Consider the following 19937-nt stretch of genomic DNA (forward strand, 5'->3'; position numbering starts at 1 on the left):
CGGGAGACCTCAGCACCGCGCATCGAGACGCGGGAGACCTCAGCACCGCGCATCGAGACGTGGGGGGCCTCAGCACCGAGCATCGTGACGTGGGGGGCCTCAGCACCGAGCATCGAGACGCGGGAGACCTCAGCACCGCGCATCGAGACGCGGGAGACCTCAGCACCGCGCATCGAGACGTGGGGGGCCTCAGCACCGAGCATCGTGACGTGGGGGGCCTCAGCACCGAGCATCGAAGCCTTCGGCTATTCGATGCTCCGCGTCACCGCCCGCATGTCTATCTCGTTCAACGCCGGCCCTAACGTCGCCGTGCACTATGAAGGCGACGTGACAGTCACTGGCGGCCACTCCGTCGAAATCAAGAAAGAGACGCCGCAGGACTGGTGCGACTATTACGGTGCCCGCGTCGTTGATGGTGTGGCCATCCTGTACAAGGCGGTCGATGCGCAGTTCAAATCCCACTGGGGCGGCGACTACACACCCGGCCTGACGCCATCGGTTGACAAGTTCCGTGCCGAACCGGAGTGCGGCCCTGGTGCGCTGTATTTCAGCCCTACGCCCCGACATACCCATCAGTTCGTCACGAACCCCGAAAAGTATGTCGCTTGCCCTGTGCGCCTCGAAGATATCGTGACGCACCCCACCGGTTCATACCCAGCCAAGGTCAAGGCCAAAGGGTGCTGCGCCCCGGTTTACGAGTGTGACATCTGGGGTGATCCGGTCAAAACTACCGAGGCGGTGGCCTGATGTCCCTCTGCATCATCACCCCCATCGGCATGCACCCTCGGTTTGTGGCGGTTCGTCCGCCGCACTTCCGGGCCATCGCTGGCGGCATCATTCACCGCACAGACATGGGTGATGAGGCCATTACGCTAGATGAGGCGTTCCAGCTGGCTCAGACCTATGAACGGGCCGCCGCGCTCCATGCGCAGGCCAAGGACGTGATCAAGGCTGCGGGTTATCGCGACAAGCTGCGTGATCTGCGCGCCGCCTGGTCCGAGGTTCGGCAAGGGCTGCGAGCATGACCCCGCAATATCCCTTCGACTGCCCGCTGGAGTTCCGCGCCAAGCCCCGCTCTCGCTGGCCCTACATCGCAACCGCTGCCGCCATCGCTCTGATTGCCGGCGCATTCATCATCATGGGAGTTCAATAATGTCCGACTGCAACATCTCCCCGGAAAAGCTGAAGCTGCTCCGCGCGCCATTCCTTCCGAACCAGATCAGTAAGAAGCCTGTTCCCACGAAGGCGCAGACCGACGCCCTAAAGGCAGATTACAAGATCGGCATCCGGTGCACTCAATGCGGTGGCTGGCACCACAAGGACGTGCAGCACCTCGACTACGTGGGCCACGCCGCCATAACTGATCGCCTGTTGGACGTAGACCCGTGCTGGAATTGGGAGCCGGTTGCCCTGCTGGCTGACGGCACGCCTTCGCTCGACGCCAACAAAGGCATGTGGATCAAGCTGACTATATGCGGCCACACCCGCCTCGGCTACGGCCACGCAGAGGGCAAGCAGGGCGGGGACGCCATCAAGGAAGTGATCGGTGACGCATTGCGCAATGCGGCCATGCGGTTTGGTGCGGCTCTGGATCTTTGGCACAAGGGCGACCTCCATGCCGATGATGAGCCTGCGCCCACTCCGACGAAAGAGGCGGAGCAAAAGGCGGAGCAAAAGGCGGAGCAAAAGGCGCCCGCCAAGCAACAGCCCGCACCCGAGGCCGCCGATATCTTCGCTGAAGTATCTGCCAATTTCTCAAAGTGCGTGACCATCGAGCGCCTCGACAATGGCATGAAATACTACCAGCCCAAGGTGTTCCCCGGCGATCTGCCTAAGCTGGCCGATATCTACAACGATCATCTGGCGCGGATCAAAGATGCCGTCGCTCAATCCCAACAATTCGATGAGGTGGCTTAATCATGGCCGACACCGCACAAACCATTCCGACGCACTACATGTCATCTAAGGGCGCCATGCTCATCACCAGTATGGCCTACCCACACATCGTCAACGCCATCGCCAAACTTGAGCGCGAGGGCCGTGACGATATGGCCCCCGTCATCGCGGCCCTATCTGCTCAGCGTGATAAGCTCGACGCCGAACGTGAGGCAGCCGAATCCGCCGCGACTGTCGCGGAGGCTGTCGAAGGCCATAACGGCGCGCCAGAATTGACGCCCTTCGAGGCGGTCAAAGCCAAGTTGGAAGACCTACGCATCGAAGCGGGAAACTGGCTCGATGGCGCTGAAGTCACCAGCCAGGAACAAGCGAACGAACTCGGCCGCCTGCTGGACATGGTGCGCAAGGCTTCATCCGAGGCCGACGAGGCCCGCAAAGCAGAAAAGCTGCCCCACGATACGGCAGCCAACGAAGTGCAAGAACGTTTCAACACCCTGATCGGCAATACCAAGAAGGTTGTCGGCATAGCTGTGCGCATGGAGACGGCACTCAAAAACGCCATCGGCAAGTGGATGGTCAAAGTCGAGCGTGAGCAACAGGCCGAACGTCAGCGTCTTGCAGCCATCGAGGCGGAACAACGCCGCATTGCCGAAGAGGCAATATCCCACACCCATATCAGCGATGACATCGATGAGCGCGATGCCGCCATTGCGGAAATGGACAAAGCCCGAGAGGCCGCCATTGAACTCGGGGTAGCCAACCGCCAGCGGGCACAGGTCGAAACGGGTGGCGCGCGTGCCATTGGCCTGCGGAGCGTATTCCGCGCCGAAGTGACGGACCGCATCGAGGCGCTCAAGCACTATCGCGAAGATAGGTTACCGGAATATCAGGCCGCGCTTGAGGCGATGGTTCTCCAGTTTGCCAACGCCGACATTAAGGCTGGCAAGCGCTCCGGCATCCCCGGCATCACCATCCATGAAGACAGGGTGCCGGTCTGATGAGCGACATTCTCATGAAGCGTGACGGGAGTGTCCTCAAGGCGTGGGACGCTCTTGCCGAGGACGACCTGCGCACCCTTCCGGAAAACAGCGCCCTGATGGTGAAGGTCACTCGCAAGCGCAGCCTACCGCATCACCGGCTTTACTTTCAGTGCCTACGGTCGATGGTCAAGTCCGGTGCCAACGGCACGGAATCCGACATTCACAGCGCCACGAAGATCAAGGTCGGGCTGGTGAGCATCTGCCAGCTTCCGAGCGGCGAATACATGGCGTTCCCCGACAGCATCGCATTCGACAAGCTGGACCAGACGGGGTTCAACCAGTTTTTCGCTAAGGCCGTCGCGTTCTGGAAGGCTTGCGGTTTGTGGAACTGGCTGTCGCCCGACCTCCGCGTCAAGCTGTCTGACGATCAGCGGGAGGCGGCGTGATGGAAGTGAAGCACACTCCAGGGCCACTATCGTTCACAGGCTTCATCCAAGACGGGTCAACGTCTGGCCATGTCTACCTGACCGATGCCAATGAGCGAAAAATCGCCTCATTGTGGGGAGCTGGCACCGAGAAGGTGGCGAATGCACATCTGTTCAGCGCCGCTCCCGAATTACTCGACGCCTGCCAGGTCGCCATTGGACATCTTACCGGCGGAATGGATGGCGACTGGCGCGACTGCGACCCTGTGGCCGTTCTGCGCGCCGCCATAGCCAAAGCTACGGGAGCGGCATGATGAACAAGTTCTCCATCCGCTTCTATGTCTGGACCTACCATTCGGTAAAGCGCGAAGTCGAGAGTTGGCATTCAGGCAATCAAAACCTCAAGAACCCCACCATCGAAATATCGGCCCGCGACTTTGACGAAGCCTATGTGACCGCGAAGAATGTCATCACCGGCATCCTTATGGACGGACGTGTCTGGCAAGCTGGGATTGAGAAGGTCGAGGCGGTGAAGTGATGGCCAGAGACGAATTCACCTCCCGCCAGAAGGACGAGATCCTCAAGCGCAACATGCAGCGCTTCGGCTGGCCGTACTGCGAGGTCTGCCAAGCCATGATCAAGCGCGGTCAGTACGACGTCGACCACATTAAGCCTTGTTGGGAAGGCGGCAAGGCCGAGGTCGGCAATGGCCGGATCATCTGCCTGCCGTGCCACAAAGGCAAGTCTGCCGAAGAGGGCCGGGTGACGCAGGAAGCCGACCGGAAGGGCCGCAAGGATCGCGGCATTCGCAAGGCTCAGTTCAGGCCGATGCCGGGGACAAAAGCGTCAGGCTGGAAGGCCAAAATTGGAGGCGGGTTTGTCCGCCGTGAAAGCTAGGAGAGAGACAATGCCAACAATCACCATAACGAAAAAGGTCGAGCAGGAAGTCAAGTTCCTGCGCGTCGATGCCGGTGTCCGCTATTGGGAAGACGCCACCGTCAATGGCAAAGAAGATGACGAGTCGAAACCCACTATCCCGTTTGCCGCGGGCGATGCCTGGAAGCCGCTAATCGACATCGAATCTGGAAAGATCGTTGACTGGCCCGAAGGCATCACGGCGTCGGTTCACTACAAGGTCTGTGACGCCGGCCTGTATGCCCTCCTGGATGCCGACAAGAACGTGGTTGCGGAACACGACGGCTACGTCCCGAAGATGCTCAGCCCGAAGGACAACGGCTACGGCGATTACATCATCATGGATATCGGCGCTGACGGCGTGATCGCGGACTGGCGCATCGATTTCGACAAGTTTGAAGCCGACGAAGATTAACCAGCCAAGGGCGGGCGGTTGCCCAATAAGCGCCGCCCGATTTGGCTCTATCACAGGAACAGAGACATGATCATCCTACCGTATTTTCGCAACTGCTGGACCGTTCTATTCGGAAAGAACAGCCTTGACCGCAACCATGCCCTGAAGGCCGTCTTTCCCGCCCTCTGGTCCAGCGTTTGGAATACCGGCTGGAACCGCTGTCACGAAAACATGCGCCACGATCACGAGCGCGATATTGCGGACAAGGACGCTGAACTGTCTGCCCTCCGCGCACAAGTCAGCATCCGCCACTCCAATGGCCGTTTTATGAAGAAGGTGGCCTCCAATGGCTGAGCGCCCCATTCTTTTCAGCGCGCCTATGGTCCGCGCGATCCTTGATGGTCGCAAGAAGATGACGCGCCGTGTTATCAAGCCTGCACCAGGACCGCGCGCTGACGAGTTCGACTCTGAGACCATGAACGCGGCATGGCAAGAAGGTTGGATTGATGTGAAGTGCCCATACGGGAAGGTTGGCGATCGTCTTTGGGTGCGGGAAGCCTTCTCTACTGGAGGCCTTGCGCCAAATGAAGCTTATTATCGCGCGTCTGCCTTTGACCGCGACTGGTACGATTTCACGCCAGATGAAGTCGCGGAAATTCGCTGGAAGCCATCAATTCACATGCCTCGCTGGGCTAGCCGCATCACGCTTGAAATCACCGACGTTCGCGTCGAACGCCTCAACGACATATCCAAAGATGATATTTATGCGGAGGGCGCAATCACCGACGAGTGGCTCGAATGGCGCGAAGACGCGGTGAATATTGGTATGCCGCCCGGCTCATCAATCATGAATGAGCATGATGTTTGGGAGCGTCTTTGGGACTCGATCAATGGGTTAAAGTTCCCGTGGGCTTCCAACCCTTGGGTTTGGATTGTCGAATTCAAGCGGGTGGAGCAACCCAATGACTGACACAAGCCTTACCGCTGGCTTTACGGCCAGCCTTGCTAACCCAACCCCTAATTATGTGATCCAGGGTTTCGGCAAGCTCAAATGGAATGGCTCTCAGTACGAGTTTGAGGGCGATCCACAAGAAAGCGCGAAAGTCTTCGCTGAACATTTATTGCGGGTCGTCAATGACGGACCCGCTCCGCAGGAGGCGGTTCCTGTGGCTTTCGTGGCACCGGGAACCTTGCAAACTCTTTTGGATATGCAACGGCATGGCAGCATCGACGCGAAGGACATTCGTGTTTTTCACCGCAGGACCGTCGCAATGTCGGAGCCTATCTACACCCGTCCCGCTCCAGACATCAATAAGGAACTGGTTACGCGTTCAGACTGGGAAGGTGCACAACACGCTCTGGCATATCTGGAGGTCGAAGCTATCGGTAACGGCACCGATGAGGCTGTTGAAAACGCCATGCTTGTTCGCAAGGTTCTGAACGCGATCAGGCCGCCTGAAATCTCTCGTGCAAAGGGGATGGGGTGATGGAAAACACATCAGTCACACTCGATCTTTCGAGGCTTTGTCGCGAACGAACAGGCGACGCAATCCGCAGTGTCATGCAGCTCTGCGAGACGCACGATCAAATGCTTGCCGTTTCAATATCGGGCCTGTTTTCAGCATACGGAAACGCCTCTGGCACACTTGCCGGAATAATGGGCATCGAGGCATCTCAGATTGAGCCAGCGGAATTTATGGCCGTATTGCTCGAACTCATGGCTGCTGCAAAGGAGCCTGAAAAATGGGACGAAATTGTCAACGCAGGCCGCCAAGCCCTTAAGGGAGGTGAGGCGCGATGAAATCTTTATGGCTTAAAATGCGCGCACAGCGCCCGTGGGTCAGCTTCATCACGGCCATTGTCCTGCTCCAGACAATCAGCATGGAATGGCCGTGGATATTTCGTGCCCCCGCCGCGCTGATAGCCTTCGCCTGCTTTTCCCGCATCTTAATTTACTGCCTGCCGAAGTGGAAAACCAACCATGAATAAGCAAACAGCGCTGAAGCCATGCCCATTTTGTGGCGGCAATGCTCAGGTAGATAAAAGCCACGGTGACTGGTTTGCGTACTGCTCTGTCTGCGACATGTCGAGATCAGCTTACGACACTGAAGAACGGGCTGCGGATGATTGGAACAACCGCCCCGACAATCCAACAGGTGACAGCGAGTGGCTGACTGAAAAGGACGTTGACGAAATCAAAGCTGAGGCTTGGCAAGAAGGTTTTGACGAAGGCGCAACCGGTGCTCAAGGTGCGACGAACGATCTTTGGCGCTCCATGGTCGCTGACCTTCAAAAGCGCGGCAACTTGCTTGACCATGGATCAGAGGGCGAAGAAGGCGCGTTTACCGCTGATGATGTGATGCAGGCTTACTTTGACGCCATTCGTGAAGCTGGCTCCTCAATGAGCCTAACAGTTACAGATGCAGGGGTTGAACTGGAGTGGGGCAAGGATGACCCGAACGTTCTGCTTTTCAACAAAGTGTCTATCGGGCACGTTCATTCGCCTGACGCGGCGCATCCAGGTTGGGATTTTGAGCTTGGAAATGGCTTCTTCGGGCCGTTCGGAACATTTGAGACCATCGAATCCGCTCGCACAGCCCTCGAATCCGCCGCCCGCACACGGCTCTCCCCAGTGACCGAAAAGGGAAGTGCTGGAGGCGACCAATGAGCGACCGCGACATGACTGTTTCCGAACTCATCGAAGGCCTGAAATGGCTCGATAATCCTGACCAGGGAATGCGCTACTTTAGCGGCGGAATTGATGACCGTGGCCCGAAATACGACAGCGAAACCGGCGAACGGATATGGCGTGGTCATAAGCCTGCCGAACTGACCGTGGGAGGGCAGCGAGCGAAATTCCTGCATCGCCTCATTCGGAGCGCCCCAAATCTGGCCAAACTATTGGAGGCAGATCAATGAAACAGATATTCGGTTACACCGCACCAGAACGCAATGACGGCGAACAGTACGTCAAGTTCCTCGCCGTCTTTCAGGTCGGCAGTGATTTCATGGTCGAACTTCGTGACGGCAATGCCAAGCACACGTCTTTGATGGTCCCTGCGAAACAGATTGCCGAACTTTCCGCAGTGCTTTGCCGCTCACAAACCGACGAAAATGATCATCAACCCGATTTGTCGATAACGGATGAGGGACAAACAGGCTGGGCGCTGTCCGAACATCAATATGATGGTGTGCGCGATCTAATTCGTAATGCGTATATCGAGGGCTGCGAAGCGGTTGATGCCAATTACGACCCTGACGACCCCGATCCTGATTTTAAGGAAGCGGGATGCGATTATACGGAGTCAGTCACGGACGCGTTCATTCAACTATTCCCAAGCGTCACATTCCCCGCCCCACCAGCACAATCTGATGAGCCGATTGGGTATTATGCCGAGACCTCACCGGGCGGTACGAAGTTCCTTGATTTCAATCGTTCCAACATTGAAAAATATGTTGGCCATGATTTTCCAATAAGTCCTGTATTTCTTGGCCGGTCCCCTGCCGCTGTACCTAATGAGCCGGTGGCGTGGCGTATGCGTCATCGCCTCAGTGCTGCGGCATGGTCCTACTTCGCGTCCGAGCCCCTTGCGGACCCTGGAAAGTGGGATTTGGAGGAATATGATATTGAAGCCCTCTATCTCCGTTCAGCCCCCGCCGCTGTACCTGATTGGATGCACAAGAAGCGCGGAACGCTCTATACCGAAATTGGGCGCGGCAAAATGCAGTGTTCGACGGAATTCGCCGCTGACGATGATGACGTTGTGATCTACCGCGGGCAAGACGGTGCGATTTGGGTCCGGCAGGTCAAAGAGTTTGAAGACGGCCGATTTGAGCCTCTGCCCACCTCACCTAGCGATGGGGGCGAGTAATGCCGCATGTTTCTCGCAAAGATTTCGAGGTCAAGCCGCCGAACGACTTTATGAACTTTCGTCAGATTTGGTTTAAGGGCCACTTTTTCTCATACGATTATGGCGAGGAAGAGCATACCTGGCTCCAAATAGACCGCTACATCAATACCTATAACAAAGGGTACGAAGATGCACGGCGCGATATAAGAAGGATTATCGGAGTATGACCGCCCCCACATCACCAGTTATAACAGAAGCCCATGAGGCTTTGAAAGAGATGCCAAATGGAGCCTTTTTCCTGCTGGCCGGAAGAGACGAATGGACAGACTTACGTCCTAACGTGGCCAAAATCACCGCCGCTCTTGATCTAGCCGAAACACGAGCGGATCACATCGCCAAGCTTGAGGCGGAGAAAGAAGCAGGCGGCTTTACTGGCTTAAACGCCGTCATGAACCAAAAGCTTATTGAGGCCAATGAAACAATCAACGCCATCCGTGAACGTTGCGAGAATTTTGAGCAAATGTTCAAAGACACCATTAAGTCGCGTGATGCCGTTGAGCTTCGCCTAGCGGCTGTGGAGGGGGAACGAAACGCTCTACACGCCAATCAGCAACAGCACTACAATAGGTGTATGAAGGCTGTTGAAAAAGCAAACGCCGAACGTGACGCCCTCCGCAATGAACTGGAAGGCACTGACTTTCTCAACCGCCTCAGTGACCAGCAGGTTCTTGCAATCCATGACGCCAGCCACAAGCAGATGATCGCGCGCCATGGGACACCTAACCGCGCAATCATTGCCGAGGTGCAGATTGAAGAATTGCGCAATGAACTGGAAGCGGCGAAGAAGCTTGCCTTGCACGCTCGAAATACAATCCTGAAGGCGATGAGTGCGGAACGATCTCAAGCAAGCCTTGAAAGTGCCAATAGCTATGCGCTGGCTTTTCTGAATGATCTGCTGGACACCCGCGCCGCCGCACAGGCAAAGGGGGAATGATGGCCGCACAACGCAAATACGCTGAACGCACCGACCACTACCCTACCAAGGCCGCAGTAAAGCGCGCGGTCGAAACGGCCCGCGAATTGGGCCTGACTGTGGTCGGGGTTGAAGTTTCCCGCGCAGGGGTCATAAAGGTTCTGGATCAGGCGGCCGTTGGCGCCACCGCCCCTAAGGATGAATTTGAAGAATGGCTGGCAAGCGGAAAACTGGGGTAGAAGGCGTCCATATCGTTCGCAAGATAATGGCGGATCAAACAGCCTCTTGGTACGTTTACGCCTGGCGCGGCGGCCCACGCATTCGAACGCAAGAGGGCGGTGCACGGCCCGTCATGACCCCAGACGACGTCAAAGCCATAGCCGCCGCGTATGAAACTGCCAAACCGATCAACAAAGGCGACATCCGTTCATTGGTGGCCGGATATCGCTCCGATGCGAACCCCGATTGGGAACGCCTCGCCAAGGGCACGAAGAAGCTTTGGAGCGACGCCCTGGACCGTGTGCTCGATAGATGGGCGAATGTGCCCCTGCGTCTTTGGAGCGACCCACGCATGGTGACGCAGGTGGTCAAGTGGCGCGACGAAATGAAAGACACGCCCCGTGCGGCTGACACGCGGATAGCCAGCTTGAATCGCCTTCTCGCATACGGCCGCCTGCGCGGCTTGGTCACTATCAACGTCGCTGCCGACATCCCGACGATATACCAGGGCGGCCACCGCGCAGAGGTGATCTGGACACAGGAAGACTTCGACCATTTTGCCGAGGCGGCGCAACAGCCGGTGTGGGACGCGATACGCCTGGCTTCGATGACCGGTTTGCGCCGGCAGGACTTGGTGACGCTCAGGTGGTCGGATATCGGCGAGTTCGCGGTCCAGATCACCGCTCTGAAAAAAAGTGCTGGGAAGCGCCGCCGCGTGGTCGTGCCGATCATCCCTGGTCTTGAAGACCTGCTGGCTGACCTCAGAACGCGGACACGCAAGCCGGGTGTGGACACCGTACTTGTGACCATGCACGGAACCAGCTGGACGGTGAGCGGCCTTAACAGCAGCATTCAAACGACCCGGAACAACGCGCGAGAGATTATCGGGCATGATGCCAAGGGCAAGCCGATCTATGGCCGCCATTACCTCGCTTATGAAGATGACGAGGGCAAAAAGAAGTGGAAGCGGCTGCACGATGTGCGCGGCACATTCGCGACCAAACTGATGACGATTCCAGGCGCCCGACTGACCGACCGCGAGATCGCCGAAGTCATGGGATGGGAAGTCGAGCAGGTCGCAGAAATTCGCCGCCGGTACGTTGACGACGCGGCCATCGTTGTGGCATTGGGGAAACGTCTGGCGAACATCGATGTAAACCAGACTGTAAACTGACATGGTTTTGGCTTCGGGAAATTCCGGAAACACCAATTAATCCTGACGGTTAGCGGGTGTAGCTCAATGGTAGAGCAGCAGCTTCCCAAGCTGAATACGAGGGTTCGATTCCCTTCACCCGCTCCACCAGGGTCACAGACCCTGGACCCGTAACTTGATAGCGCAGGCGGCACCTTCGTGTCCTTTAAAGACCGCGTTCAGACGTTCTCCTCCTTTTTCCAGCCGTTTGACTGGCACCATGCTGTGGTCTGCGTACCCGGACTGGCGGCTTGTCTGCTGTATGGTCTGATGACGCATGACACCCTGACCGCCGCCATGGCCGCCGGCGCGGCGTTCTCGGTCGGGTTCGGTCTGCGCCGGTTTCACCAGACGCGTTCGATGCTGGGCGCCGCCGCGCTGATGACCGCGGCCGCCCTGGTGGGTTCCCTGACCGCCGGGCATTTTTTCATATATCTGCCACTGGTAACTGTTGCGGCTGCCGGTTGCGCCTGCCTGGCCCTGATTGACGAAGATATCTGGTGGGTGTCGCTGCAAGCAACCATCGCGCTTCTGCTGGCCAGCCACTATGCCAGCGATCTCGATGCCGCCCTGCACCGCGCCGGTATTGTCGCCCTGGGCGGCGCGTTCCAGATGATCTGTGTTCTGGCACTCGACCGGTTGATCCCGCGTGGCCACCCCAAGGCGCAGCGCAATGTGCCCATTCCCGCCACGCGCCGCACCCTGACCGTCTATGGGCTGGTGGCCGGCGCCAGTGTTTGCTTAGGCATGCTGGCGGCCTACGGTCTGCACCTCGACAAGGCCTATTGGGCACCGATGACCGCTTTGATCGTGCTCAAACCGAAATATCAGCTGACCCGGCAGCGCGGTTTTGAGCGGTTGATCGGTAATGTCGCCGGCTGCGCGGTAGCGACCGCTCTGACCTTTGTTTTGCCGGCGCTCGGCTGGCTCGATCTCGTGTTGTGCGTGATTGGCGCGGGATGTGCCTATGCCCTGATCAAGGCGCGCTATGCTGCCTTTTCGCTGGCCGTGAGCTTTACCGCCGTCATGCTGCTTTACGTGGCGCATGTCTCGGCGCTTCACGGCGCGGAACAACGCGTTTATGCCACCCTGCTGGGCGGGCTGATCGCCATCGCCGTCATGTGGATCGCCAGCAAAACCGTTGCGCGCGATTTCGCCATCTGAACCCAAGGAGTCCCTATGACACACCCTGCTCTCAAATCCGGCAACAAGGCTCTGATCACCGGCGGCGCCTCCGGCATTGGTCTGGCGGCCGCCAAACGTTTGGCGACACTGGGGCTGGCGGTCCATCTGGTCGATCTGGGCCAGGACCGCCTGAAGGCCGCCAGCGACGCCATCGCCGCAGAGGCCAGTGTGCCGCATGGTGTGGTGACGATCGAGGCGGATATCAGCGATCGCGACACCCTGTTCGATCTGGCGCGTCAGTTTCCGGACATCGATGTGCTGATGAACAATGCCGCCATCAGCGGTGGCGGCAGTTCCGCGCTGACAGGTGAGAGCTGGCAGCGGGTGCTCGATGTCAATCTGTGGGGAGTCATTCACGGTACCCAGGCCTTTGCCCCCGCCATGGTGGCCAGCGGCAAGCCGGGTTTGATCATAAACACCGGCTCCAAGCAGGGCATCACCACGCCGCCGGGCAATCCGGCTTACAATGTCTCGAAAGCCGGTGTGAAGGCCTTTACCGAAGCGTTGCAACATGAACTGCGCAATGGTGCGAACCCGGCGGTGACGGCGCACCTGCTGATCCCCGGCTATGTCTGGACCGGGATGACGCAGGGCGGCCAGACGGAAAAGCCGGCGGGGGCGTGGACTTCGGAAGAGACGATCGATTTCATGCTGGAGAGCGTCGGGCGCGGTGACTTTTATATTCTGTGTCCGGATAATGATGTGCCGCGTGCGCTGGATGAGAAGCGCATGGCCTGGGCGATTGGCGATGTGATCGAGAACCGCCCGCCGCTGTCGCGCTGGCACCCGGATTATGCCGATGCGTTTAAGGCATTTGTGGAGAAAAAATAGGTTATTGGGTTTGGGGCCTGTGGCCCCAAGTCTTCTCTGCTTCCAAAGAAAAACCCGGTCTTTTGGACCGGGTTTTTCTTTGGAACAAGGCAAGGTTTGTGGGGTCACGGACCCCACACCCCATAACTTATTTGCCCTTCGCCAGATCGTCGAACGCACGCAGTGTGGTGATCAGGTCCTGCATCTTGTCGATATAGATCATGTTGGGGCCGTCCGAAGGCGCATGATCGGGGTCTTCGTGGGTTTCGATGAAGACAGCGGAGACGCCAACCGCGCAGGCGGCGCGCGCCAGCACCGGGGCGAACTCACGCTGACCGCCGGAGGTCGTGCCCTGGCCGCCCGGCTGCTGCACCGAGTGGGTGGCGTCGAACATCACCGGATAACCCGTCTGGGCCATGATCGGCAGGCCACGGAAATCGCTGACCAGGGTGTTGTAGCCGAACGAGGTGCCGCGATCGCACAGCAGGATACGCTCATTGCCGGTCGAGGCGATCTTGTTGGCGACGTTCTTCATGTCCCACGGCGCCAGGAACTGGCCCTTCTTGACATTGATCGTACGGCCGGTGGCGCCGGCGGCCAGCAGCAGATCGGTCTGGCGGCACAGGAAAGCCGGGATCTGGATGACATCGACCTGCTTGCCCACCGGCTCGCACTGACCGGCGTCATGCACGTCGGTCAGGACCGGGCAGCCGAACTTGTCGCGCACCGCGGCCAGGATATCGAGGCCTTCCTCCATGCCGATGCCGCGGGCCGTGCCGATGCTCGACCGGTTCGCCTTGTCGTAGCTCGACTTGTATATGAACTTCGTGCCCGATGGCGCACATGCCTCGGCGATCTTCTCGGCCATCATCAGGGCGTGGTCGAGGCTTTCGATCTGGCAGGGACCGGCGATCAGGACGAACGGCTCATCACCGCCGACCGTGATCTTCGGCTGGCCGAAATCGCCGATCTCGAAGGTCTTGGTTTTGACGTGCTGCGGCTGGATCGACATGAGCTTACTTCCTTAAATCACTTGTTCAATGCGGGCGACATCGACGGGGTTATTCAGTTCCCAGAACACGCGACCGCGGCCATCGACCTCGACGCAGCGGATGGCCGTGCCGTTTTCCAGGAAGCGCAGTTGTTCCAGACCCTCATAGGTTTCCAGAGGTCCGACCGGCCATTTCAGATAGCTGTTCAGCGCCTCGCCGCGATAGGCATAGACGCCGACATGGTGGAAGACGGGAATGGTGTCGCCCTCGCTGAAGGTCTTGCCCGTGTAGGGAATGACTTCCTTTGAGAAATAGAGTGCGTTCATGTGGCGATCAAACACCGCCGTGGTGCCGCCGACGCGGCCATTCTGACGGTCCTCGACGAAATTGGCGTAGGTCTGGGCGTCACAGCGCAGCACCGGCGTGGCCATATCGACATCCGGATAGGTCTTCATCTCGCGGATCAGATCCTCGACGAACCAGGCGGGGGTCAGCGGCGCGTCCCCTTGCAGGTTGACATAGAGATCGGCCGACTCTTTCAGCTTGTGCATGGCCTCGGCGCAGCGCTCGGTGCCGTTGGCGCAGGATTCCGAGGTCATGATGACCTGGGCGCCGAAGGCTTCGGCGGCGTCACGGATGCGGTCGTCATCGGTACAGACATAGACCGACGACACGCCCTCGACACCCTTGGCCGCTTCCCAGGACCGCTGGATCAGCGACTTCGGCACGCCATCCTTGCCGGTCAGCATGACCAGCGGCTTGCCGGGATAGCGCGTCGAGGCATAGCGCGCGGGGATAAGAATAATCGTCTTCACTTAGGCAACTCCGGCGCGCAGGCAATCGTGAATATGGATCAGGCCGACCGGCTTGTTGTGGTCATCGACCGCGAACAGGCAGGTAATCTTCTTGTCGTTCATGATGCCCAGCGCCTCGGCGGCCAAGGCATCGGGGCGGATGGTGCGCGGACCGGCGTGCATGACCTGCTTGGCGGTCTTGTCCATCAGGCCGGTCATATTGCGGCGCAGGTCACCGTCGGTGATGATGCCGGTCAGCTTGCCGTTGACGTCAGTGATGCCGACCACGCCGAAGCTCTTGGCGGTCATCACCAGCAGGGCCTCGCCCATCGGGGTCTGTTCGGTGACCAGCGGCAGGGCCTCGCCTGAGTGCATCAGACCGGAGACCGGCAGCAGTTGCGCACCCAGCTTGCCGCCGGGATGGAAGGTCTTGAAATCGGTCGGCTGGAAGCCGCGCTTTTCCATGATCGCCACGGCCAGGGCATCGCCGAGCGCCAGGGTCATGGTGGTCGAGGTGGTCGGCGCCATGCCGATGGCGCAGGCTTCCGGCGCATTGGGCAGGACCAGGGCGATATCGGCCGCCTTGAGCAGGGTCGAGTCCGGGCGCGAGGCTACGCCGATCAGCGGGATCTGGAAGCGACGGGTATGGTGGATGATGTCGCTCAGTTCCGAGGTCTCACCGGAGTTCGACAGCACCACGACCACATCATCGGGCGTGATCATGCCAAGGTCGCCATGCGAGGCCTCGGCCGGGTGGACAAACTGCGCCGGCGTGCCGGTGGAGGCCAGGGTGGCGGTGATCTTGGCGGCGATATGACCCGACTTGCCCATGCCGGACAGGATCACCCGCCCCTTGACGGCATACATCACCTCAACCGCCCGCACGAACGATTCCGACAGAGAACCGGCAAACAGCAGCAGCGCCTCACCTTCCGTGCGCATCACGCGCGCCCCGGTGGCGAGAATCTCGGTGCGGCTGTTGATTTCGGATGTCGGGCTTAGGCTCATAGTCACACCATATGGAACTGAGCGCCCCTCTTAGCAAGGTTGGCATAGGGGAACAATCCCAATGCGCAGATTGCCCCTCACAAGGACTTCACCTAATATTGGCCATAGTCGAGGGGCCTATGGATCGTAATTCACAAAACCTGACGGGTGTTTGGCACGGGCTATATAGCTATGTCACTCAGCCTTATGTGCCTGAAAATCATTTCATCGCAGTTTTGATCGATAGTAGTGGTCATCTTTCCGGGACCGTTCACGAAACGATTACGCATAGCAATGGCACATCAAGTGATCAAAACGCTGATGTCGTCGGTAAGCGCGATGTTGCGAATGTCACCTTCATGAAAACCTACGATGGCAACAATGGTTGGAGCCATAATGTCTTTTATGTTGGCGCCTTAAATGCTGAAAACAACGAGATTGAAGGCATATGGCGGATCCACGGCCGTTATGGAAATTACGAAGGCAAGTTTTTGATGATCCGTAACAGTGGAAACGATGAAGCCGTGGAAGTCGCAAAGTATGAAACGGTCTGACACGGCTCCCACTCACCCCCTCGCGCCCTTTCTGCAACCGGTCCGGCGCTGGATCAGACACACCTTGCTGGTCCTGCCGGGGCCGTTGCGCGAGTTTGTGCTGTTCGGGCTGAAAATGGCGTGGTCGTGCCTGTTCGGCGCCGGAATGCTGGGGCTGATGATCGTCACTCACCTGATCTGGCCCGCCAACAGTCCGATCTATCGTTATGACTTCCTTCTGGCCGCTGCGATCGGTATTCAGTGTCTGCTGCTGTGGACGCGACTGGAAACCTTCGACGAGGTGAAGGTCATCTGCCTCTACCATATCACCGGCACGATCATGGAGGTCTTCAAAACCCATATGGGCTCATGGGCCTATCCGGAGCCGTCGATCTTCCATATCGGCGGAGTGCCGCTGTTTACCGGCTTCATGTATGGCAGTGTCGGCTCATTCATAGCGCGGGCCATTCGTGTCTTCGATATGCGCTTTTCGCACTATCCGAAGCCATGGGTGACTTACCTGCTGGCGCTGGTGATCTATGTGAACTTCTTCACCCACCATTTCCTGTTTGATTTCCGCTACCTGATCTTCGCGGCCATCTTCGTGATCTATTTCCGTTGCTTCGTCTTCTTCCGCATCGATCAGACCGTCCATTCCATGCCTTATCTGCTGGCAGGGACGTTGACGGCCTTCTTCCTGTGGCTGGCGGAAAATATCGGCACGCTGACCCATACCTGGAACTATCCCGGCAAGGCGTGGCATCTGGTTTCTATTCAAAAAATGGGCGCCTGGGGCCTGTTGTTGATCATCAGTTTCGTAACGGTGACGCTGATTTTCAAACCGAAAGCACCCGATGGCGAGCCCGAACAAACAGGCGGTTATCGTCTATGGTTTCAGCGTTTAACGTCTGGCCACCAGATTTGACAGAGCTTCGAGATAGTCGGCGAAGGCCTTGCGGCCGGCGGGCGTTATGTGAGCACGGGTCAGGGGTTTGCGGCCCTGGAAGCTCTTGATGATCTCGACATAGCCCGCCTCTTCCAGCTTGCGCAGATGGACCGACAGATTGCCCTGTGTCGCCTCCAGTACCGCCTTCAGCTCATTGAAATCGGCGGCCTCGGCATCCATCAGATAGGCCATTACGCCTAAACGCAGGCGTCCGTGAATGGCATCATCAAGTTTATTAATGTCGAAACCAGCCATGATTATTTTTGCGCCTGCCGCATCATGTACCAGCCGCCGCCGCCCATGATGACGAACAGGGCCAGCCCCAGGACCAGCACATAGTGCGGCGTGCCGATCAGCAGGCCCAGGGTCAGGGTGGTGACGAACCAGCCGGCGGATATAACGGCCAGCCAGGCCTCCTTGCGGATCATATAGGCGGTGAACCACACGGCGCCCTGGAAGGCGCAGACCGTGATGGGATACAACAGCCAGATCAGTATGCTTTTTTCGGTAATGGCGGCGTAGGCGAAAACGCCGACCATGAAGAGATTGGCCAGTCCGGCGCTGCTGAAGGCGGCATTGAGCGCCCGCGTCGCCACGCCATTTTTCGGCACCTTGCGATCGCGCCACAGGATGACACACATCACGGCCAGGAAGACCACGGTGGGCAATATGCCGGCGATCAGGTTGCCCAGCCCGCCGATATTGACGATACCTGCCAGATGAATCCATTGCACCAGGCATTGCAGGCCATAGCATACGCCGCCGGTCAGATAGAGCGCGCCGCCGGAAATCCGCACCCGCGCGCCTTCGCTGACGAGCGCCTTCACAAAGGCCAGATCGGCCTGAATATCCTTGCTCATATCTCACCTGCCTTTTGCCGGCGGTCCAGAGCCACCATGGCCCAGCCAGCGCCCCCCATCAGCACGATCAGGGCGATGCCGAGCACGAGCAGATAGGCCTGGGTGTGGCGGATCAGCAGTCCCAGCGCCACAGTGGTGAGGAACCAGCCGGCGGAAATGCCGACCAGCCACAGCTTGCGCCGGATCATGTAGGCGACATACCAGACCGCACCCAGAAAGGCGCAGATCACCACCGGATAGAGCAGCCAGATCAGCATACTTTTCTGCACGCTGGCCACATAGCCGAAGACGATGGCAATGGAGAGATTGGCCAGGCCGGCCGAACCATAGGCGGCATTGAGCGCTCGCGTGGCGACGCCCTGCTCACCCGCCTTGCGGCTTTTCCAGGCGACGTAGATAATGACCGGAACGGATACGACGATGGGAAACAGGATCAGCGCCCACGCGATCAGCCCGGTCTGCGGCCAGCCGAATGCCCCTTGCGCCCAGTAGGCCAGGCAATCGACACCATAGGCCAGGCCGGCGGTCAGGAAGACGATGCCGGCCGCCCCTTGCGCCTTCGGGCCCTCGCTGACGAGCGCCCGAAGGAAGGCGAGGTCCTTATGGATGTCCTCGCTGTTTTCTGTCATGCCCGATCTCCTATTAGGGTCGCCTGGCCCTTGGGTGCGGGCTTTGCCTTACGGCGGCGGCCATTGAGAATCGCCCCGATGAAGCTGTAGCGTACCATAAATTGATAGGTGAACAGTCCGATCATCACCGTCGCCAGCAGGATAGCGGCGAATTTCAGTTCGGCCGGCGCAGCGACATGGCGCGTCGCCAGTTGCAGTCCCATCACCACCGGGATGTGCAGGATATAGATCCAGTAGGAGGCATCCGACAGATAGCGCAGCACCGGATTTTCACGCTTGAGGAAGGCATGGGCGGCACCGATCAGGCCCAGCGTCCATGACCAGCCGGTGAGCAGGTAAAGGGCGAGATATAACGGATGTTCGCTGCCCTTTACCGGCGTTATGACCGGCGTAAGACCCACCATGTTCAGACAGATGACCGTACCGAGCATAGCGGCGGGCAGATGCGCCCACCAGCGCTGCGCCAGATGCCCCAGCAGGTCCGGTGAGCGATGCAGGAACCAGCCAAACACAAAGGCCGTGGTGAAACCCGCCAGGGCCGGTGTATTGAGTATAACACCCGTATCCGGGGTGGGGATGCCGAACCACATCAGCCAGGCGGGGTTGGCAGAGAGGGCGGCAAAGGCCGGCAGGATCAGGACGACGCCCATCAGATCGGTGCGCGTCAGGCACCCGACAACGGCATCAAACATCCGGCCAAGAACGCCGCCGATGCGCAACAGATCCGTCACCAGCTTGAGCACGATGGCGCCGCCATAGAGCCACAGCAGGGCATAGAGAAACCACAGATGGGTCAGCGGAAAGGTCTTGGCCGACAAGGGGGGCGGCGGGGCGGCGGGTACGGCCGGTGCGCCTGGCGGCGGCGCGAAGGCAATGATCATCACAGCGATGATGGAGGCAAAGACGATCGGCCAGAAGATGGCCAGGGGCGCCCCGACGCGGATCAGGCGGTTTTTGATAAAGCCGCCAAGGCCACGCTTCTCCATCAGCATATGGGCGAAGAAACCGGCCATGACGAAGAAGGTCGTCATGCGGAACATATGGATGACATAGAACAGCACGCCCAGGCCCGCGGACGCGCTGTCGTCCTTCAGGAGCCAGACCTGCGGTTCGATAAAGGACATACTCGTATGCAACGCCACGCCCAGCAAAAGCGCCAGGCCGCGCACGGCATCGAGATCGTGGAAACGCTCACTCGTCAAACTTGGATTCTGCGCCATGACGGCCTCCCATGATGAGGCCTCATGCCTCGATCTGTGGACAAATACATCAACAAGTTTAAAGTGTAAACTGGTTTAACAAATCCACCCTTGCATTGTGTATTCCGCTCCCGGATAGTGACGCGGGGACAGGGGG

Annotated in this window: 31 protein-coding genes and 1 tRNA gene; 25 read left to right on the plus strand and 7 right to left on the minus strand. The window is 58.7% G+C overall.

Annotation, left to right across the window (positions count from 1 at the left end):
* The 23 genes from QM647_RS13085 to QM647_RS13195 all read left to right on the plus strand — a co-directional run.
* On the plus strand, window positions 1-747 hold a 747-nt coding region (locus QM647_RS13085; protein WP_414995974.1), incomplete at its 5' end, for a hypothetical protein.
* A complete protein-coding gene (locus tag QM647_RS13090) occupies window positions 747-1025 on the plus strand; it encodes a hypothetical protein (RefSeq protein ID WP_414995975.1) in 279 nt (92 codons plus the stop codon). The genes QM647_RS13085 and QM647_RS13090, both read left to right, overlap by 1 nt.
* Window positions 1022-1153 carry a hypothetical protein gene (locus QM647_RS13095; protein WP_414995976.1) on the plus strand — a complete coding sequence of 44 codons (132 nt, stop codon included), beginning with the start codon at window positions 1022-1024 and terminating at the stop codon, window positions 1151-1153. Before QM647_RS13090 ends, QM647_RS13095 begins: the two co-directional genes overlap by 4 nt.
* Entirely contained in the window at window positions 1153-1917 is a 765-nt protein-coding gene (locus tag QM647_RS13100; protein ID WP_414995977.1) for a hypothetical protein, read from the plus strand. The genes QM647_RS13095 and QM647_RS13100 overlap by 1 nt, the downstream gene beginning before the upstream one ends.
* 2 nt (window positions 1918-1919) lie before the next feature.
* Window positions 1920-2894, plus strand: coding sequence for a hypothetical protein (locus QM647_RS13105; RefSeq protein WP_414995978.1), 975 nt, complete (start codon window positions 1920-1922; stop codon window positions 2892-2894).
* Window positions 2894-3322, plus strand: coding sequence for a hypothetical protein (locus tag QM647_RS13110; RefSeq protein WP_414995979.1), 429 nt, complete (start codon window positions 2894-2896; stop codon window positions 3320-3322). The genes QM647_RS13105 and QM647_RS13110 overlap by 1 nt, the downstream gene beginning before the upstream one ends.
* Window positions 3319-3615, plus strand: coding sequence for a hypothetical protein (locus QM647_RS13115; RefSeq protein ID WP_414995980.1), 297 nt, complete (start codon window positions 3319-3321; stop codon window positions 3613-3615). Before QM647_RS13110 ends, QM647_RS13115 begins: the two co-directional genes overlap by 4 nt.
* Window positions 3615-3839 (plus strand): hypothetical protein, encoded by a 225-nt coding sequence (locus QM647_RS13120; RefSeq protein ID WP_414995981.1) that lies wholly within the window; start codon window positions 3615-3617, stop codon window positions 3837-3839. Before QM647_RS13115 ends, QM647_RS13120 begins: the two co-directional genes overlap by 1 nt.
* A complete protein-coding gene (locus tag QM647_RS13125) occupies window positions 3839-4198 on the plus strand; it encodes an HNH endonuclease signature motif containing protein (protein WP_414995982.1) in 360 nt (119 codons plus the stop codon). The genes QM647_RS13120 and QM647_RS13125 overlap by 1 nt, the downstream gene beginning before the upstream one ends.
* 10 nt (window positions 4199-4208) lie before the next feature.
* On the plus strand, window positions 4209-4631 hold the full coding sequence (locus QM647_RS13130) for a hypothetical protein (RefSeq protein ID WP_414995983.1): 423 nt from the start codon (window positions 4209-4211) through the stop codon (window positions 4629-4631).
* 66 nt (window positions 4632-4697) lie between these two features.
* Entirely contained in the window at window positions 4698-4964 is a 267-nt protein-coding gene (locus tag QM647_RS13135; RefSeq protein WP_414995984.1) for a hypothetical protein, read from the plus strand.
* Window positions 4957-5580 (plus strand): hypothetical protein, encoded by a 624-nt coding sequence (locus QM647_RS13140; RefSeq protein ID WP_414995985.1) that lies wholly within the window; start codon window positions 4957-4959, stop codon window positions 5578-5580. The genes QM647_RS13135 and QM647_RS13140 overlap by 8 nt, the downstream gene beginning before the upstream one ends.
* Window positions 5573-6097, plus strand: coding sequence for a hypothetical protein (locus QM647_RS13145; RefSeq protein WP_414995986.1), 525 nt, complete (start codon window positions 5573-5575; stop codon window positions 6095-6097). The genes QM647_RS13140 and QM647_RS13145 overlap by 8 nt, the downstream gene beginning before the upstream one ends.
* Window positions 6097-6411: a hypothetical protein gene (locus QM647_RS13150; RefSeq protein WP_414995987.1), complete on the plus strand. Its 315-nt coding sequence runs from the start codon at window positions 6097-6099 to the stop codon at window positions 6409-6411. Before QM647_RS13145 ends, QM647_RS13150 begins: the two co-directional genes overlap by 1 nt.
* Window positions 6412-6591: 180 nt before the next feature.
* A complete protein-coding gene (locus QM647_RS13155) occupies window positions 6592-7278 on the plus strand; it encodes a Lar family restriction alleviation protein (RefSeq protein ID WP_414995988.1) in 687 nt (228 codons plus the stop codon).
* The gene (locus tag QM647_RS13160; RefSeq protein WP_414995989.1) at window positions 7275-7529 is read left to right on the plus strand and encodes a hypothetical protein; all 255 of its coding nucleotides are present in this window, start codon (window positions 7275-7277) and stop codon (window positions 7527-7529) included. The genes QM647_RS13155 and QM647_RS13160 overlap by 4 nt, the downstream gene beginning before the upstream one ends.
* Window positions 7526-8482 (plus strand): hypothetical protein, encoded by a 957-nt coding sequence (locus QM647_RS13165; RefSeq protein ID WP_414995990.1) that lies wholly within the window; start codon window positions 7526-7528, stop codon window positions 8480-8482. The genes QM647_RS13160 and QM647_RS13165 overlap by 4 nt, the downstream gene beginning before the upstream one ends.
* 202 nt (window positions 8483-8684) lie before the next feature.
* A complete protein-coding gene (locus QM647_RS13170) occupies window positions 8685-9455 on the plus strand; it encodes a hypothetical protein (RefSeq protein ID WP_414995991.1) in 771 nt (256 codons plus the stop codon).
* On the plus strand, window positions 9455-9673 hold the full coding sequence (locus tag QM647_RS13175; protein WP_414995992.1) for a hypothetical protein: 219 nt from the start codon (window positions 9455-9457) through the stop codon (window positions 9671-9673). The genes QM647_RS13170 and QM647_RS13175 overlap by 1 nt, the downstream gene beginning before the upstream one ends.
* A gap of 113 nt (window positions 9674-9786) precedes the next feature.
* The gene (locus tag QM647_RS13180) at window positions 9787-10827 is read left to right on the plus strand and encodes a tyrosine-type recombinase/integrase (protein ID WP_414995993.1); all 1041 of its coding nucleotides are present in this window, start codon (window positions 9787-9789) and stop codon (window positions 10825-10827) included.
* Between the two features lie 52 nt (window positions 10828-10879).
* Window positions 10880-10953 (plus strand) — tRNA-Gly (locus QM647_RS13185).
* A 51-nt stretch (window positions 10954-11004) separates the two neighbouring features.
* Window positions 11005-12009 carry an FUSC family protein gene (locus QM647_RS13190; RefSeq protein ID WP_414995994.1) on the plus strand — a complete coding sequence of 335 codons (1005 nt, stop codon included), beginning with the start codon at window positions 11005-11007 and terminating at the stop codon, window positions 12007-12009.
* Between the two features lie 15 nt (window positions 12010-12024).
* Window positions 12025-12861 (plus strand): SDR family NAD(P)-dependent oxidoreductase, encoded by an 837-nt coding sequence (locus QM647_RS13195; RefSeq protein WP_414995995.1) that lies wholly within the window; start codon window positions 12025-12027, stop codon window positions 12859-12861.
* A gap of 127 nt (window positions 12862-12988) precedes the next feature.
* On the opposite strand, the gene kdsA is transcribed toward QM647_RS13195, so the two are convergent.
* The 3 genes from kdsA to QM647_RS13210 are packed head-to-tail and all read right to left on the minus strand — an operon-like array spanning window position 12989 to window position 15634.
* Window positions 12989-13852 (minus strand): 3-deoxy-8-phosphooctulonate synthase, encoded by an 864-nt coding sequence (gene kdsA / locus QM647_RS13200; protein ID WP_414995996.1) that lies wholly within the window; start codon window positions 13850-13852, stop codon window positions 12989-12991.
* Between the two features lie 12 nt (window positions 13853-13864).
* A complete protein-coding gene (locus QM647_RS13205; protein ID WP_414995997.1) occupies window positions 13865-14647 on the minus strand; it encodes a 3-deoxy-manno-octulosonate cytidylyltransferase in 783 nt (260 codons plus the stop codon).
* Window positions 14648-15634, minus strand: a complete 987-nt coding sequence (locus QM647_RS13210; RefSeq protein ID WP_414995998.1) for a KpsF/GutQ family sugar-phosphate isomerase — start codon at window positions 15632-15634, stop codon at window positions 14648-14650.
* Window positions 15635-15753: 119 nt separating this feature from the next.
* On the opposite strand from QM647_RS13210, the gene QM647_RS13215 reads away from it, so the two are divergent.
* Together QM647_RS13215 and QM647_RS13220 are read left to right on the plus strand one after the other, a co-directional pair.
* A complete protein-coding gene (locus QM647_RS13215; RefSeq protein ID WP_414995999.1) occupies window positions 15754-16167 on the plus strand; it encodes a hypothetical protein in 414 nt (137 codons plus the stop codon).
* Window positions 16154-17071, plus strand: coding sequence for a DUF817 domain-containing protein (locus QM647_RS13220; RefSeq protein ID WP_414996000.1), 918 nt, complete (start codon window positions 16154-16156; stop codon window positions 17069-17071). The genes QM647_RS13215 and QM647_RS13220 overlap by 14 nt, the downstream gene beginning before the upstream one ends.
* Here QM647_RS13220 and QM647_RS13225 read toward each other — a convergent pair.
* Genes QM647_RS13225 through QM647_RS13240 form a run of 4 tightly spaced genes read right to left on the minus strand, consistent with a single transcriptional unit; the run spans window position 17048 to window position 19801 of the window.
* On the minus strand, window positions 17048-17347 hold the full coding sequence (locus tag QM647_RS13225; RefSeq protein WP_414996001.1) for a winged helix-turn-helix domain-containing protein: 300 nt from the start codon (window positions 17345-17347) through the stop codon (window positions 17048-17050). The genes QM647_RS13220 and QM647_RS13225 overlap by 24 nt on opposite strands.
* A 2-nt stretch (window positions 17348-17349) precedes the next feature.
* Window positions 17350-17952 carry a hypothetical protein gene (locus QM647_RS13230; RefSeq protein WP_414996002.1) on the minus strand — a complete coding sequence of 201 codons (603 nt, stop codon included), beginning with the start codon at window positions 17950-17952 and terminating at the stop codon, window positions 17350-17352.
* Window positions 17949-18581 (minus strand): hypothetical protein, encoded by a 633-nt coding sequence (locus QM647_RS13235; protein WP_414996003.1) that lies wholly within the window; start codon window positions 18579-18581, stop codon window positions 17949-17951. The genes QM647_RS13230 and QM647_RS13235 overlap by 4 nt, the downstream gene beginning before the upstream one ends.
* Window positions 18578-19801, minus strand: coding sequence for an acyltransferase family protein (locus QM647_RS13240; protein WP_414996004.1), 1224 nt, complete (start codon window positions 19799-19801; stop codon window positions 18578-18580). The genes QM647_RS13235 and QM647_RS13240 overlap by 4 nt, the downstream gene beginning before the upstream one ends.
* Window positions 19802-19937 lie beyond the last annotated feature (136 nt).

This window comes from Asticcacaulis sp. (genome assembly GCF_047605585.1).
Lineage (GTDB): Bacteria > Pseudomonadota > Alphaproteobacteria > Caulobacterales > Caulobacteraceae > Asticcacaulis.